General features: G+C 67.3%; 16 protein-coding genes. 7 read left to right on the top strand and 9 right to left on the bottom strand.

Annotated features, from left to right (window positions below):
• Positions 1-311: 311 nt before the first annotated feature.
• Positions 312-1,046, top strand: a complete 735-nt coding sequence (locus ACX12F_RS28425; protein ID WP_459370543.1) for an Rv3717 family N-acetylmuramoyl-L-alanine amidase — start codon at positions 312-314, stop codon at positions 1,044-1,046.
• Here the strand turns inward: ACX12F_RS28425 and ACX12F_RS28420 are convergent.
• Positions 1,043-1,936: a hypothetical protein gene (locus ACX12F_RS28420; protein WP_459367558.1), complete on the bottom strand. Its 894-nt coding sequence runs from the start codon at positions 1,934-1,936 to the stop codon at positions 1,043-1,045. The two genes, ACX12F_RS28425 and ACX12F_RS28420, sit on opposite strands and share 4 nt — an antisense overlap.
• Positions 1,937-2,032: 96 nt before the next feature.
• Between ACX12F_RS28420 and ACX12F_RS28415 the strand changes: the two genes are divergently transcribed.
• On the top strand, positions 2,033-2,824 hold the full coding sequence (locus tag ACX12F_RS28415; protein WP_459367557.1) for an SDR family NAD(P)-dependent oxidoreductase: 792 nt from the start codon (positions 2,033-2,035) through the stop codon (positions 2,822-2,824).
• A 1-nt stretch (position 2,825) separates the two neighbouring features.
• Complete coding sequence (locus ACX12F_RS28410) at positions 2,826-3,926, top strand: FAD-dependent oxidoreductase (RefSeq protein ID WP_459367556.1); 1,101 nt, start codon at positions 2,826-2,828, stop codon at positions 3,924-3,926.
• A gap of 84 nt (positions 3,927-4,010) precedes the next feature.
• Here the strand turns inward: ACX12F_RS28410 and ACX12F_RS28405 are convergent, their stop codons facing one another.
• On the bottom strand, positions 4,011-5,555 hold the full coding sequence (locus ACX12F_RS28405) for an acyl-CoA carboxylase subunit beta (RefSeq protein WP_459367555.1): 1,545 nt from the start codon (positions 5,553-5,555) through the stop codon (positions 4,011-4,013).
• A gap of 49 nt (positions 5,556-5,604) precedes the next feature.
• Between ACX12F_RS28405 and ACX12F_RS28400 the strand changes: the two genes are divergently transcribed.
• Entirely contained in the window at positions 5,605-6,024 is a 420-nt protein-coding gene (locus tag ACX12F_RS28400) for an SRPBCC family protein (RefSeq protein WP_459367554.1), read from the top strand.
• 436 nt (positions 6,025-6,460) lie between these two features.
• Here the strand turns inward: ACX12F_RS28400 and lipE are convergent, their stop codons facing one another.
• Genes lipE through ACX12F_RS28385 form a run of 3 tightly spaced genes read right to left on the bottom strand, consistent with a single transcriptional unit; the run spans position 6,461 to position 8,807 of the window.
• Positions 6,461-7,696: a lipase LipE gene (gene lipE / locus ACX12F_RS28395; RefSeq protein WP_459367553.1), complete on the bottom strand. Its 1,236-nt coding sequence runs from the start codon at positions 7,694-7,696 to the stop codon at positions 6,461-6,463.
• Entirely contained in the window at positions 7,693-8,175 is a 483-nt protein-coding gene (locus tag ACX12F_RS28390; RefSeq protein WP_459367552.1) for a peroxynitrite isomerase, read from the bottom strand. The genes lipE and ACX12F_RS28390 overlap by 4 nt, the downstream gene beginning before the upstream one ends.
• Before the next feature lie 5 nt (positions 8,176-8,180).
• On the bottom strand, positions 8,181-8,807 hold the full coding sequence (locus ACX12F_RS28385) for a class I SAM-dependent methyltransferase (RefSeq protein WP_459367551.1): 627 nt from the start codon (positions 8,805-8,807) through the stop codon (positions 8,181-8,183).
• A gap of 56 nt (positions 8,808-8,863) precedes the next feature.
• Between ACX12F_RS28385 and ACX12F_RS28380 the strand changes: the two genes are divergently transcribed.
• Both ACX12F_RS28380 and ACX12F_RS28375 read left to right on the top strand, forming a co-directional pair.
• The gene (locus tag ACX12F_RS28380) at positions 8,864-9,640 is read left to right on the top strand and encodes an acyl-CoA thioesterase (RefSeq protein WP_459367550.1); all 777 of its coding nucleotides are present in this window, start codon (positions 8,864-8,866) and stop codon (positions 9,638-9,640) included.
• 16 nt (positions 9,641-9,656) lie between these two features.
• Entirely contained in the window at positions 9,657-10,508 is an 852-nt protein-coding gene (locus tag ACX12F_RS28375; RefSeq protein ID WP_459367549.1) for a rhomboid family intramembrane serine protease, read from the top strand.
• On the opposite strand, the gene rpsR is transcribed toward ACX12F_RS28375, so the two are convergent.
• Genes rpsR through rpmB form a run of 4 tightly spaced genes read right to left on the bottom strand, consistent with a single transcriptional unit; the run spans position 10,505 to position 11,451 of the window.
• Entirely contained in the window at positions 10,505-10,738 is a 234-nt protein-coding gene (rpsR, locus tag ACX12F_RS28370) for a 30S ribosomal protein S18 (protein ID WP_459367548.1), read from the bottom strand. The two genes, ACX12F_RS28375 and rpsR, sit on opposite strands and share 4 nt — an antisense overlap.
• The gene (gene rpsN, locus ACX12F_RS28365; RefSeq protein ID WP_459367547.1) at positions 10,738-11,043 is read right to left on the bottom strand and encodes a 30S ribosomal protein S14; all 306 of its coding nucleotides are present in this window, start codon (positions 11,041-11,043) and stop codon (positions 10,738-10,740) included. Before rpsN ends, rpsR begins: the two co-directional genes overlap by 1 nt.
• Before the next feature lie 6 nt (positions 11,044-11,049).
• A complete protein-coding gene (gene rpmG / locus ACX12F_RS28360) occupies positions 11,050-11,214 on the bottom strand; it encodes a 50S ribosomal protein L33 (RefSeq protein WP_043402332.1) in 165 nt (54 codons plus the stop codon).
• Entirely contained in the window at positions 11,215-11,451 is a 237-nt protein-coding gene (rpmB, locus tag ACX12F_RS28355; RefSeq protein ID WP_459367546.1) for a 50S ribosomal protein L28, read from the bottom strand.
• Between the two features lie 103 nt (positions 11,452-11,554).
• Between rpmB and mrf the strand changes: the two genes are divergently transcribed.
• On the top strand, positions 11,555-12,742 hold the full coding sequence (mrf, locus tag ACX12F_RS28350) for a ribosome hibernation factor-recruiting GTPase MRF (RefSeq protein ID WP_459367545.1): 1,188 nt from the start codon (positions 11,555-11,557) through the stop codon (positions 12,740-12,742).
• The last annotated feature ends 98 nt before the right edge of the window (positions 12,743-12,840 follow it).

Here is a 12,840-nt window from a genome sequence, read left to right as displayed (position 1 = left end):
ACACCGACGCCGTACTGCGCAGGCGGGGCCTCCCAGGGCGGCAGCAGTGGCGACGGGCTGGTCTTCCGCGTGCGCGCGGCGGCCCAACCCGCTATCGCCTTGATCCGTGCGCCCATCCCCGGTGTCTCGACATTCGTCTCCACGCCTCGACCGTACGCCGAACCCGAAAGAAGTTATTGCTTCGTGACGGAAACGTGTCTGGGTGCTCGGCGGTGTTCCCAGGGTTGGTCCGTAGCATCCGATCAGTGACCAGTAGTCCGTGTGAAAGAACTGACGAGGCCAAGGGCGTCGGCTGCATCTCGCGCCGGCGCATGCTGAGAATGGCTGCGGCAGCACCGGTTCTGGTCGGTATGCCTGCTGTGGTGTCCTCGCTCACCGCGCCGATGGCGAAGGCGGCCGGCCTCTCGGGTGCCGTCGTGTTCCTCGACCCCGGTCACAACGGGGCCAATGACGCGTCGATCACCAAGCAGGTGCCCACCGGCCGGGGCGGTACCAAGGATTGCCAGACCAGTGGAACGTCCACGGCTGCGGGTTTCCCCGAACACTCGTTCACCTGGAACGTGGTGCTGCTGATGCAGCAGCAATTGGCGAATGCCGGGGTTCAGGTGCACCTGTCCCGCAGCAACGACAATGCCTTGGGGCCGTGTGTCGATCAGCGGGCGGAAATGGCGAATTCCCTGCGACCGAATGCGGTCGTCTCGGTCCACGCCGACGGCGGCCCTGCCGGCGGCCACGGTTTTCACGTCAACTACTCGGCGCCACCGTTGAATCAGGTCCAGGCCGGGCCATCGGTGAAGTTCGCCCAGATCATGCGCGACCGGATGGTGGCAGCGGGGCTGACACCGGCGACCTACATCGGTAGCAACGGCCTCTATGGCCGGGCCGACCTGACAGGCCTGAACCTCGCTCAGTACCCGTCGATTCTGGTCGAGTGCGGCAACATGAAGAACGCGCAGGAGGCCGCCGCGATGGCCACCATGCAGGGGTGGCAGACCTACGCGAATGCCATCTGCCAGGGCATCGCCGCGTTCATCCAGGGCAGCTAGAGCTCGGCCAGCGCGATCCCGGTGACGCCCGGGCCCAGACGCGCCAGCTCGCGGTCGGTCCCGCCGGCGAGATCGACCACGCGGATGCCGCCGGAGCGCAGTTCGCTCACGTAGTACGTCGTGTAGTCGGGCGTGGCCAGGCCGATCGCTTCCTGATACCCGCGGGACAGGATCGTGTGCGCCCCGACCACGGGCTGGACCTGACCGCGATTGAGCGTGTTGCCGTCCGGCTCGGCGCCGCGGTCCGTCCAGACCAGGTTCCCGGAATTGTCCAGATCGAGGTCGATGGGCTCGGGCAGGTCCTGCCAGAGCAGCTCGACGTCGTCGCGGTCAGCGACCGTCTGTCGGGACGGAATTTCGGTGCCGCACCGGAAGATTCGGCCCTGGCCGCCGTCGGGCGCGCCCTTCTGTGTCCAATAGACCAGCTTGTTGACCGGGTCGACGGCGATGCCTACGCAGTGATTGCGCGGATCCTGCTCGTCGGTACCCGCCACCACCAGCGTCTCCAAACCGGAACCGTCCAACCGGCACCGCAGCACCTGCATGCCTTCGCGGTCGCACCAGTAGAGCAACCCCGCGTCGAAATCTGCGGTCAGCTGCTTGCCCGTGGTGAACGCACCCCGCGGGACGATGGTCCGTCGGTCCGATCCGTCCAGATTCACCCGCTCCAGCGACCCGTTGCGGGTGAAGAACGTCGAGAAGGCACCGCGTCCGGAGTCCGGGTCGGGCGTCCCCATGTTGGTCCAGTAGATGTGGCCTTCAGCCTGGTCGACGACGATCCCGTCGGGCGTCTCGTCGACGTCGGTCACCAACGTCCGCACGCGAGAACCGTCGAGGGGCACAGCAAGGATTTCGCGCTTGGCGATGTGCAGCACCAGCAGTTCGGTCACGACGCTCCCCATTCGGACGGCTCGACGCAGACGCTACTGAAATGTTTTTCCGGCGGCTAGCGTTGCTTCGACCCGTGAAATCATTGGAGGCTGACTGTGCACATTGATCTGACCGGCAAAACCGCACTGGTCACCGGGTCCACTCAAGGCATCGGACTGGCCATCGCCGAGGGGCTGGGTGCCAGCGGAGCGCGCGTGGCCGTGAACGGGCGCAGTGAGGAACGCGTGCAGGCGGCCGTCGCCGAGCTGGCCGGCAAGGGCATAGCGAACGTCATCGGCGTCGCCGCGGACGTCACCACCGCCGAAGGCGTATCGCAACTCACACAACAACTTCCGGATGTCGACATCCTTGTGAACAATCTCGGCATCTTCGGATCGGTCCCGGCCCGGGAGATCACCGACGAGCAGTGGCGCACCTACTTCGAGGTGAACGTGCTGTCGGCTGTACGGCTCATTCGTACCTATCTGCCCGGGATGACCGAACGTGGCTGGGGCCGCATGATCCAGATCGCCAGTGACTCGGCGATCGTCATTCCGGAAGAGATGATCCACTACGGCACGTCGAAGACCGCGCTGCTGGCGGTGACCCGCGGCTTCGCCAAGGATGCGGCCGGTACGGGCGTGACGGTGAACTCGGTGATCGCCGGGCCGACGCACACAGGCGGCGTCGAGGACTTCGTCTATCAGCTGGTCGACAAGAACTTGCCGTGGGACGAGGCGCAGCGGGAGTTCATGATCAAGTACCGACCACAATCGTTGCTGCGCAGGCTGATTGAGCCCGAGGAGATCGCGAACATGGTGGTCTACCTCAGTTCGCCACAGTCCTCGGCAACCACCGGCGCCGCGGTGCGCGCCGACGGTGGCTACGTCGACTCGATCCTGCCCTGACTTGCGTAAGCGCATCGTCATCGCCGGGCTGGGGGACAGCGGCATCCTCGCCGCTGTCCGCCTGGCGCCGCACGCGGACGTCGTCGGCATCTCGGTCAAGGACGGCCTGGTCAGCGGTCAGGAACTCGGCATGCGCATCTCGCGGCCGGACGCCTGGGCGCGAGACTATTTCATCGGTTACCGTCGGTTCCGCGGCCTGGATGGGGTGCGAATCGTGCACGGCGCCTTGACGAGTGCCGACCTCGATGCTCGGACCGTCACTGTCGTGGCGGCCGACGGAACCGAGACCGCCGAGCCATTCGATGTGCTGGTGATCTCGACCGGAACCACCAATGGATTCTGGCGCCGGCCGACGCTGCAGACGGCAGATGACGTCGCTGCGGATTTGAAGGACACCCACGAGCGGCTGGCCGGTGCGCAGCGCATCGCCGTGGTGGGTGGCGGCGCCACTGCGGTGAGCAGCGCCGGGAACTTGGCCCGCACCTGGCCGGACAAGGTGATCGACTTGTATTTTCCCGGTGCCCAGATACTTCCGGGATATCACGTGGGAACTCAGGTACGCGTCGCGCAGCGCCTGGCGGAGTTGGGCGTCCGGCAGCACCTCGGCCACCGCGCGATCCTGCCTCCCGGCCGTGATGAAATAACGACGGGGCCAATCGAATTCAGCACCGGTCAACCGGACGCTGTAGTCGATGCGGTGCTGTGGGCGGTCGGGTGCGTGCAGCCGAACACCGGATGGCTGCCGCCTGAGATACTCGACGACGACGGCTTCGTCCGGGTCACGCCGGCACTGACGGTGCCCGGGTACCCGGCTGTCTTCGCGGTCGGCGACGTTGCGGCCACCGATCCGCTGCGGACATCAGCACGTAATGGCGGTGGCGCCCTCGTGGCCCGAAACATCTTGGCGCAGATGAAGTCTCGGAAGTTGCGCCGCTACCGGCCGCCGTCTGTGCGGTGGGGTTCGGTGCTCGGCCCGCAGCCCGACGGGCTGGAGGTGTTCACCCCGTGGGGCCAGGCGGTCCGGTTCCCGGCGTGGACGGTCGACCGGGTGCTGCAGCGGTTCGTCGTGCGCCGCCAGCTGTACCGGGGCGTGCGGGATTGACGGCCGGGGCCTACTGCCGTTGAGCCTGTCGTTACGGCGCCCGCTACTCGCGCTTTTGCGCCCTCACTTCAGGGTCAACGGAACTCACCAGGTATCGACAAAGCCGCGGCGCGGGGGCAGCCCTGCGGGCTCGGCCGTCGCCAGCGTCGCGGCGATCAGGGACCGGGTTTCTGCGGGGTCGATGACGTCGTCGATCTCGAACATGGACGCCGCATTGAGCGCCGCGGCATTGGCTTGCGCGGCCGCGGTGGCGTCCCGCACCGCTTGCTCGCGGGCGTCGTCGTCGGCGATGGCTTCGAGTTCCTTGCGCAGCCCGAGTCGTACCGCGCCCTCGAGTCCCATAGGTCCGAGATGTGCCCCCGGCCACGCCACCGTCAGCAGCGGTTCATGCAGGCTGCCACCGCACATCGCCTGTGCGCCAAGGCCGTAACCGCGACGAAGGATCACGGCGATGAGCGGGACCCGCAATGCCGCACCGGCGACCAACAGCCGCGACCCGCGGCGCACCAGTGCTTCGGCCTCGGCCGCGGGGCCCACCATGAAGCCCGGGCAGTCGACCAGCGACACCACGGGAATCCCGAAAGCGTCGCAGAGTTGCAGGAACCGGGCCGCCTTGTCGGATGCCGCGGCAGTGATGGCGCCGGCCATGACCATGGTGTTGTTGGCCAGAATCCCGACCGGCCGGCCCTCGATGCGGGCCAGCGCGGTCACCAATTCGGGCGCGAACTTCTGCCGCAAATAAGTGACGGAGCCTTCGTCGGCGAGCGTCTCGATGATCGGCGCGACGTGGTAGGCCCGCCGGGCACGCTCGGGAACAATTGTGCGCAAAGCGTTTTGGTCTGGCGCGGTGCCGGGTGTGGTTGGCCCGCGGAAATAGCCGAGCAGTTGCCGGGCCACTGACACTGCCGCGGTCTCGTCCGCCACCACCACGTCCACCACACCGTTGGGTGCCTGCACCGAGAGCGGGCCGACGGCATCGGGTGCGATATCACCGAGACCGCCGCCGGCAATCATCGCCGGGCCACCCATGCCGATCGAGGTGTCCTCGGTCGCGACGATCAAATCCGAACAGCCCGCGATCACGGCATTGCCCGCGAAACAGCGGCCCTTGACCACCGCGATCCGCGGCACCACGCCGGACAAGCCGGCCCACAATGCGAAGGCGCGGACGTCGAGTGAGGACACCGTGGGATGGTCGGTGTCGCCGGGGCGCCCACCGCCGCCCTCGGCGAAGAACACCGTCGGCAACTTCATCCGCTCGATCAGTTCGAATAGCCGATCCTTCTTGAGGTGCCCGAGCGCGCCCTGCGTGCCGGCGAGCACGGTGTAGTCGTAGGACAGCACCGCGCAGGGCCGGCCGTCGACGTGGGCGGTGCCGGCCACGAGGCCGTCGGCCGGGGTGCGGGCGATCAGGTCGTCGAGCTCCCGGCGCGCCCGCTGTGCGGCGATCGCGAAGCGCCCGTATTCGACGAAGCTGCCGGCATCGACCAGGTCCTGGATGTTCTCCCGGGCCGTCCGCCCGCCGGCGTCATGCCGCCGCTGTACGGCGTCCGGCCGGGCGGCGTCCTCGGTCAGCGCGCGGCGGCGCAGGAGCTCGGTGTGGTCGTCGCGCAATGGTTCGTCCGGCATGAGGACAGCCTGCCAGGCGTCGCGGGTGGCGGTGCGGCATGATCGGTCCATGCAATCGACCGCAACCACCACCGTTGCCCGCCCGATCGACGTGGTCTGGGCGACCCTGATCGACCACGAAGGCATGGCGAACTGGGGCCCCGGCATCAGCGTGACCATCGACCAGCCCGGCACCCCGGCGCCGAATGGCCTGGGCGCCGTCCGGCGTATCTCGGCGCCGGGACCGGCTCCGGCGATCGTCGAAGAGGTCGTGACGTTCGACGCGCCCCATGTGTTCGGCTACAAGGCCCGCTCCGGCGTGCCGTTCCCGGGTTACTCGGGTGAGGTGCGCCTGACCGCCGAGGGTTCGGGAACCCGCATCGACTACACGCTGAACTCGACGGCGTCCTTCCCGCCGGTGAAGCTGGCGCTGACGGCCATCAACCAGGTCCTGCTGCGGCTGTTCGCGAAGGCCGCGTCGAAGGCGTAGTCCACGTCGGCCCGGCACGTTCGACTGCGGTAGAACGTGCCGGGCACACCGGTACCGTCGATCGCGAGTTGTCGCGATTCCGGACATTGTCAGCCGAAGGTGACGGTTTCGGATCGAACAGGTCTGGCGAGCTGCCGCATGGCGGTATGTGTCTGGTGTACGAGTGGCGCGGCTGTTTGCGAGAAGCTCTGCAGCCAAGTACGTGGCTTCAATCAGAACGCAATCGTGCCCGCCGTAATTGAAGGCGGGTACTTGCTGAGGCCGTCAGCAGTCCCTACTTCAATAACGACCGGCAGATCCCACCGCGACGGAGCTCGCGTACTTATCGTCCCTACCCAAGTGATCCGGCGTCGCCAAGCGCCCAGGGATTTATCAGTAGAGCCAATCTCGTGCGATAGAACCCGTGGGCGGGAGGCGTTCCAGGCTGATCGGCGGACTAGCGAATCTCTCGGGCGATCGCGTCGAGGAGCGCCGGGTACCGGTTCGCCTCGGGATGACCGCCGGGCTTACCACTGCTGACGACGGCGGCGGCGAGGTTCCGGGCCGGGTCGGCCCATACCGCGATGTTGGTCAGCCCGGTGTGGCCGAAGGCCTCGGGAGCGCCCCGGCCGAACGGGCCGAATCGCTTGGAGCCCAACATGTATCCCGTGCCCCAGCGCATCGGTTGGAGCCCGACGGCGATGTCGGGGCGCAACCGTCGGCATGGGGCGGTCGCCGCGCGCAGAGTTTCCGCACGTAGCACCCGAACTCCGTCGAGTTCCCCGCCGCGACAAAGCATCTCGGCGAAGCGGGACAGTTCGACGGCGTTGGAGACCGTGCTTGACGATGGCACCACACTGGTCAGGAAGTCCGGCGTGTTGCTGAACGGGATGATCTGGTTCGGGGTTCCCCCGACCGCTTTCTTGAACGCCGCCGCCATCGGTGCGGGCAGCGGCTTGCCGGTGACATGGCTCGGCGCGACCAGCGGAACGTCTTCCGACGCAACGCCGTAATTGGTCCAGCGGAATCCCAGCGGTTCGAGGATTTCGGTGGCCAAGATGTCGCGGATGCTGCGACCCGTTGCGGCCGAGACGATTTCGCGGATCAGCGGTCCCCAAGTGAGGCCGTGGTACATGTGCATCAGGCCCGGCCGGTAGATCGGCCGCAGATTCCCGAGCATCTCGCGGGCGTATTCACTGTCGTTCATCCGCTTGAGGTCGGGCCGCGGGCCGGTGGCCAGCGGAACCCCGGCGCTGTGGGTGACGACGTGCCGCACGGTGGTGCGGTCCTTGCCGTGGCTGGTGTACGTCGGCAGGTAGTCGCAGACGCGGGCGTCCAGGTCGAGCTCACCGCGCTCGACGAGCATGTGCACCACGGTCGTGCTGATCGCCTTCGCGGCCGAATACACGCAGAACGGGGTGTCGACGCCGACCGGGATCTTCTCGGCGTCAACCGGATCGTCGGGCCCGTTGCCCCAGCCATGACCGATGGCGCGGTTGAGCACCACCCGGCCGTTCTGCCGCAGACAAACCTGGATTGCCGGGTGCATGCCGGCGGCGTACCAGTGTCGCGCCGCCTGCCAAATCCGCTCCACCGCTTGCGGATCGATGTCGGTGTGGTCTTCTGCGCCGGTGGCCGTCACCGAGTCCAGGTCGGCGGGGAGCCGAATGCGGCCGGTCTGGGGTTCCGTCATGCGTCCTTCCGATGCAGCACAGCCGCGAGGTGGTGGCGCAGCGGGACGCCCACGGCGGCCATCCGGACGTTGTAGCTCAACGTATCTCCGTCGAGTCGGTACCAACGGCGCAGGGCGTCAACCTCTTTCGCGGAGTCGGTGCGTCCGATGTCGGTGGTGGACAGGTCCAGCACGAATTCGCCGTCGGTGCTGAGCGTGCCCTGCAGGATCTCGGTGATGCCGGTGGGATGCGCCAGCACCCACTCGATGCGGCCGGGCGCGGGGACCCGGAGGTAGCCGGTCTCGGCGTGCAGGGGACGGCCGTCCTCAGCAGCGCGGGTCTTCTGGCTGTAGGCCAGGAATGGCTTGCCGACGTGGCCGAAGGTGACCTCTTCGAGGTAGTCGAACGAGGCGATGGTCGGGTACTCGCCGGAGCCGGTGCCGGCCCAGGTGCCCACCAGCGGGGCCAAGACCGCGATGTCAGGGTGTAGATCGGGCATATCGGCTACTTCGTTCCGACGGTCAGTAGGTCGGACACGATGAGCGTCCACGCCGGCCGCTTCACCCGGTGCTGCTCAGACACGGTGAAGCCGGCGCCCTCGAACAGCTTTTTCATCTCCGCGGGCGACGGGTTGTGAGCGGGGTTCAGAATGTGTGACGACAGCACGTGAAATGGCAGCACCTGCCGTGGGCTGATGGTGGTGACGGCCGCGATCCCGCCGGGCTTGAGCACGCGGTGGAACTCCCGCAAGGCCGCCGGTTGGTCGAACCAGTGGAACGCCGACGTCGTGACCACCGCGTCCAGCGCACCGTCGTTGAACGGCAGCTCCTCGGCGGGCGCGGTGACCCAGTTGACCTTCGAGGACCGGGCCTTGGCCTGGGCCAACATACCCTCGGACATGTCCACGCCGGTGACCACGGCATGGAGCTCACGTTCGATCCGGTCGGCGAAAATGCCGGTCCCGCAGCCAATATCGGCGACGGTCAGGGCGCCGTGCGCGCGGAGCTGAGCCAGCACCTCGTCCTGCGCGGGCTGGTAGACGATGCGCTGGAGCACCTGGGTGTCATAGGCGGGGGCGGCGAAGCCCCAGAATCGGGTGACGGTGTCATTGAATCCCCGGCGTTGAACCATGAACGTAAGCCTAGGCGTCGCCGCAGCTCGGACGGGGCTGGCTACGCTGCCGCTTTATGAGTTCCTGGATCGCCCAACTTCTGGACTTCGCGCGCGACGGTGACACCTTCATCGCACCGCAGCCGACGGAGGGGCCCGGACGGTCCTTGTTCGGTGGGCTGATCGCCGCGCAGGCGCTCGGTGCGGCCGGTCGTACCGTCGAGCCCGACAAGCTGCCGCAGTCGCTGCACCTCTACTTCGTCCGCGGCGGCCAATACGGGGTCGACGTGGAGTTTCACGTGGAACGGACCAGAGACGGCCGGTCCTTCGACACCCGTCGCGTCACCGCGCAGCAGCACGGGAAGACGATCCTGGAGATGATCGCGTCGTTCCATGTCGCCGAGCCCGGCGCCGACTGGCAGCGTCCCGAAGTGGTGGGTCTCGAGTTCGACGTCGCCGTGCCGAAGGCGCCCAGCCTGACTGCCGCCGACCATTTCGATATCCGGGTACGGCCGGAAGACGCCGGTGCGTTCGCCGTCCCGCCGTTCTGGATCCGCACCAGAGACCAGATCGAGGACGATGCCCTGATCCGGGCCGCCGCCCTGACCTTCATGTCCGACTTCGGTCCGGTGCCCGTCGCGCGGCCCGACGGAACGGATCTGCACGACGGATTCGCGGCGAGCCTGGACCACGCGGTGTGGTTCCACCGGCCGTTCGCCCCGCACGACTGGCACCGCTACGAGGTCACCCGGCTGAACAACACCGACTCCCGAGGGCTGGTCACCGGAGCCCTGTACGACACTGGTGGGGTGCTGATCGCCAGCACCAGCCAGGAAGCCCTGTGGCGGCTGTAGCCCGGAAGATCACTCAATGACCGTCCCGACGCCGACCTGCTACCGGCATCCCAGCCGACCGACGTACGTGAGCTGCAGCCGGTGCGGCCGTCCCATCTGCCCGGACTGCATGACGCCGGCTGCGGTGGGCCAGCAGTGCCCGGAGTGCGTCAATGAAGGCAGGCAGTCGGTGCGTGAGGCCCGGACCCACTTCGGCGGACGGATCACCGAGGGTGCGCTGGTCACCTACACGCTGATCGCGGTCAACGTGGTGATGTTCGTGCTGCAGCACACCTCGGTGCAGATGCAGCAGGACCTGGTGCTGTGGCCGCCCGGGGTTGCCGTCTACGGGCAGTACTACCGCTTGGTGACATCTGCCTTCCTGCACTACGGCCTGGCGCACATCGTCTTCAACATGTGGGCGCTGTGGGCGGTCGGGCCGCAGTTGGAGCAATGGCTGGGCCGGCTTCGCTTCGGGGTTTTGTACGCGCTCAGTGGCCTCGGTGGGGCGGTCCTGGTGTATCTGCTGTCGCCGCTGAACTCGGGTACGGCCGGTGCGTCGGGCGCGATCTTCGGCCTGTTCGGCGCGACGTTCGTCCTCTTCCGGCGGCTGCAGCTCCAGGTCCGCGGCATCGCGCTGCTCATCGTCATCAACCTGGTGATCACTTTCGTGCTACCTGCCGTCAGCTCGCAAGCGATCAGTTGGCAGGGGCACGTCGGTGGGTTGGTCACCGGCACTTTGGTGGCAGCCGTTTTCGCCTACGTGCCTGCGCGGCAACGACTCCTGGCGCTGATCTCGGTGACCTCGGTGTTGCTCGTACTGTTCGTCGGCTTGGTGCTGCTGCGGACGCAGCAGCTACAGACGATGTACGGGATGATCCCGAGTTAGGGGAGCAACGCCATCTCGCGGGCGTTCTTGATCGCGGTGGCGACCTGCCGCTGTTGCTGGACGGTCAGGCCGGTCACGCGCCGGGACCGGATCTTGCCGCGTTCGGAGATGAACTGCCGCAGCATGGCGGTGTCCTTGTAGTCGATGCGCTCGATCCCGAGCTTGGTGAACATGTTCGCGGTGGGCCGTTTCGCTTCGACCGGCCGCCGAACGGTCTTGCGCTGCGCCATTACCAGCTCGCTTTCCGGATGCCGGGCAGTTGTCCTTCGTGCGCCAGTTCCCGCACCCGGACGCGGGACAGCCCGAACTTGCGCAAGTGGCCCCGCGGACGGCCGTCGACCGCGTCCCGGTTGCGCACCCGCACCACGCTGGCATCGCGCGGCTGACGGGCCAGTTCCCGCATGGCCGTGGCCTGTTCGTCGGCAGTGCTCAACGGAGACTTGATGATTGCCTTGAGTTCGGTCCGGCGCTCGGCAAAGCGCGCGACGGTCAGCCGGCGCTGCTCGTTCTTGGCGATCTTCGATTTCTTGGCCATGGCGGCTCAGCGCTCCTCTCGGAAGTCGACGTGCTTGCGGATGATCGGGTCGTACTTGCGCAGCACCAGCCGATCGGGATCGTTGCGCCGGTTCTTGCGGGTGACGTAGGTGTAGCCGGTGCCCGCGGTGGACTTCAGCTTCACCACGGGGCGGATATCGGTGCGGGACATCTAGATTCGCACCCCGTCCCGACGTAGCCGGGCCACCACGGCTTCGATGCCGTCCCGGTCGATCACCTTGATGCCCTTGACGCTGACCTGGAGCCGGATCCGGCGGCCCTCCGAGGGCAGGTAGTAGGTCTTGCTCTGGATGTTCGGGTTCCACCGACGCGAGGTGCGCCGGTTGGAGTGCGAAACCGTGTTGCCGAAGCCGGGTTTGCGCCCGGTCACCTGGCAGTGCGCTGACATGTCTTCCGCCCTATCGTTAATGAAAATCGTTTTCGACAAGTGCCGGTCGCCACTGTAGCGTGGCGGCGACAGAATTGAAAATGATTGTCGATAAGGAGTGGCGATGCGGACGCCGGTGATCGTCGTGGCTGGTCAGGGACCGACCGGATACGTGACCGAGGAACTGTTGAAGGGACCGGGCACGGTACTCGTGGAGCATCAGTTCGACGGGCACGTCGTGCGTCGTCGCACCGTCACCGCGCCGCACGGGATCGTCAACGAGACCGAAACGGCGCTGGAACTGGCGCACGGCTGCGTGTCCTGCACCGTCCGGGGCGACCTGCTGGTCTACCTGCGCCTGCTGCACCGGCGCGACGACGTCCACCGAATCGTCGTCCACCTGGAACCGTGGATGGAGCCCGAGTCGATCTGCTGGGCCATCAACCATGTACGGGTCCACGTCGGTCCCGGATACATCGACGGCCCGGCCGCCCGGGACGTGGCGATCGCCGGCGTGGTGACGTGCGTCGAAGCCGCCGACTGGCTCACCGACGCGCTGGGCGACGACGAACTGCCCGACGGTCGGACCGTCGCGCAGGTGGCGGTGGGGCAGGCCGAGTTCGCCGACGTCCTCGTGGTGACCCACGCCGAACCCGTGCTACTGGCGGTCTGCCGCCGGCTGGCACCGCGAGCGCAGCTGGTCACCGAGCCCGACATGATCGAGGGCGCGTTGCGCACTTTGTGGCCCGATGCCCGGCTGGGCCGCGCCGACGAACCGCACGGACCGCTGCTCGCCGGGCAGCCCAGCCTCAATACTGAAGGGCCCGTTCAGATTGTCGAGTTCAACGCGCGCCGGCCGTTTCACCCCGAACGTCTGCACGACGCCATCGACCACCTCCTGGACGGCGTGATCCGGACGCGTGGCCGGATGTGGCTGGCCAACAGGGCTGATCACGTTATGTGGCTGGAGTCGGCGGGCGGTGGCCTGCGAGTGAGCAACGCCGGCCGGTGGGTCGCCGCCATGACGGTCAGCGAAGCGGCCTACCTGGACCTCGAACGTCGGGCCCTGGCTGACCTGATGTGGGACAACGACTTCGGGGACCGGCACACCGCGATGACGATCCTGGTGTGCGGTGCCCGCCCAGGCGACGTCACCGCTGCGCTGAACGGCGCCTTGCTGACCGACGAGGAATTCGCCGCGCGCGACGCCTGGTCCGGCTACCCGGACCCGTTCGGGGACTGGCACCAGGAGCCGTGCACCGCCGGCGACGTGACCGTTGTCGGCGACGGCACCGATCATGGCACGGCGTGACCCGTTCTGGACTCGATAGTCAAACGCCTTGGTAACGAGGCGATCACACCGCGCGTTGGTCGGCCGAGCCGGCGCGCCCCGGCGTTAGTTTTCACTAC

It is taken from the genome of Mycolicibacterium sp. HS_4_1 (genome assembly GCF_054515875.1).
This window is presented reverse-complemented; position numbering and strand designations above follow the sequence as displayed.

Bases quoted from the DNA above. Each gene is read 5' to 3' on its own strand.
- lipE (WP_459367553.1), bottom strand. From the start codon at position 7,696: ATGACGGAACCCCAGACCGGCCGCATTCGGCTCCCCGCCGACCTGGAC.
- ACX12F_RS28375 (WP_459367549.1), top strand. From the start codon at position 9,657: ATGACCGTCCCGACGCCGACCTGCTACCGGCATCCCAGCCGACCGACG.
- ACX12F_RS28385 (WP_459367551.1), bottom strand. From the start codon at position 8,807: ATGGTTCAACGCCGGGGATTCAATGACACCGTCACCCGATTCTGGGGC.
- ACX12F_RS28390 (WP_459367552.1), bottom strand. From the start codon at position 8,175: ATGCCCGATCTACACCCTGACATCGCGGTCTTGGCCCCGCTGGTGGGC.
- mrf (WP_459367545.1), top strand. From the start codon at position 11,555: ATGCGGACGCCGGTGATCGTCGTGGCTGGTCAGGGACCGACCGGATAC.
- rpsR (WP_459367548.1), bottom strand. From the start codon at position 10,738: ATGGCGCAGCGCAAGACCGTTCGGCGGCCGGTCGAAGCGAAACGGCCC.
- rpmB (WP_459367546.1), bottom strand. From the start codon at position 11,451: ATGTCAGCGCACTGCCAGGTGACCGGGCGCAAACCCGGCTTCGGCAAC.
- ACX12F_RS28405 (WP_459367555.1), bottom strand. From the start codon at position 5,555: ATGCCGGACGAACCATTGCGCGACGACCACACCGAGCTCCTGCGCCGC.
- rpmG (WP_043402332.1), bottom strand. From the start codon at position 11,214: ATGTCCCGCACCGATATCCGCCCCGTGGTGAAGCTGAAGTCCACCGCG.
- ACX12F_RS28380 (WP_459367550.1), top strand. From the start codon at position 8,864: ATGAGTTCCTGGATCGCCCAACTTCTGGACTTCGCGCGCGACGGTGAC.
- ACX12F_RS28400 (WP_459367554.1), top strand. From the start codon at position 5,605: ATGCAATCGACCGCAACCACCACCGTTGCCCGCCCGATCGACGTGGTC.
- ACX12F_RS28425 (WP_459370543.1), top strand. From the start codon at position 312: ATGCTGAGAATGGCTGCGGCAGCACCGGTTCTGGTCGGTATGCCTGCT.
- rpsN (WP_459367547.1), bottom strand. From the start codon at position 11,043: ATGGCCAAGAAATCGAAGATCGCCAAGAACGAGCAGCGCCGGCTGACC.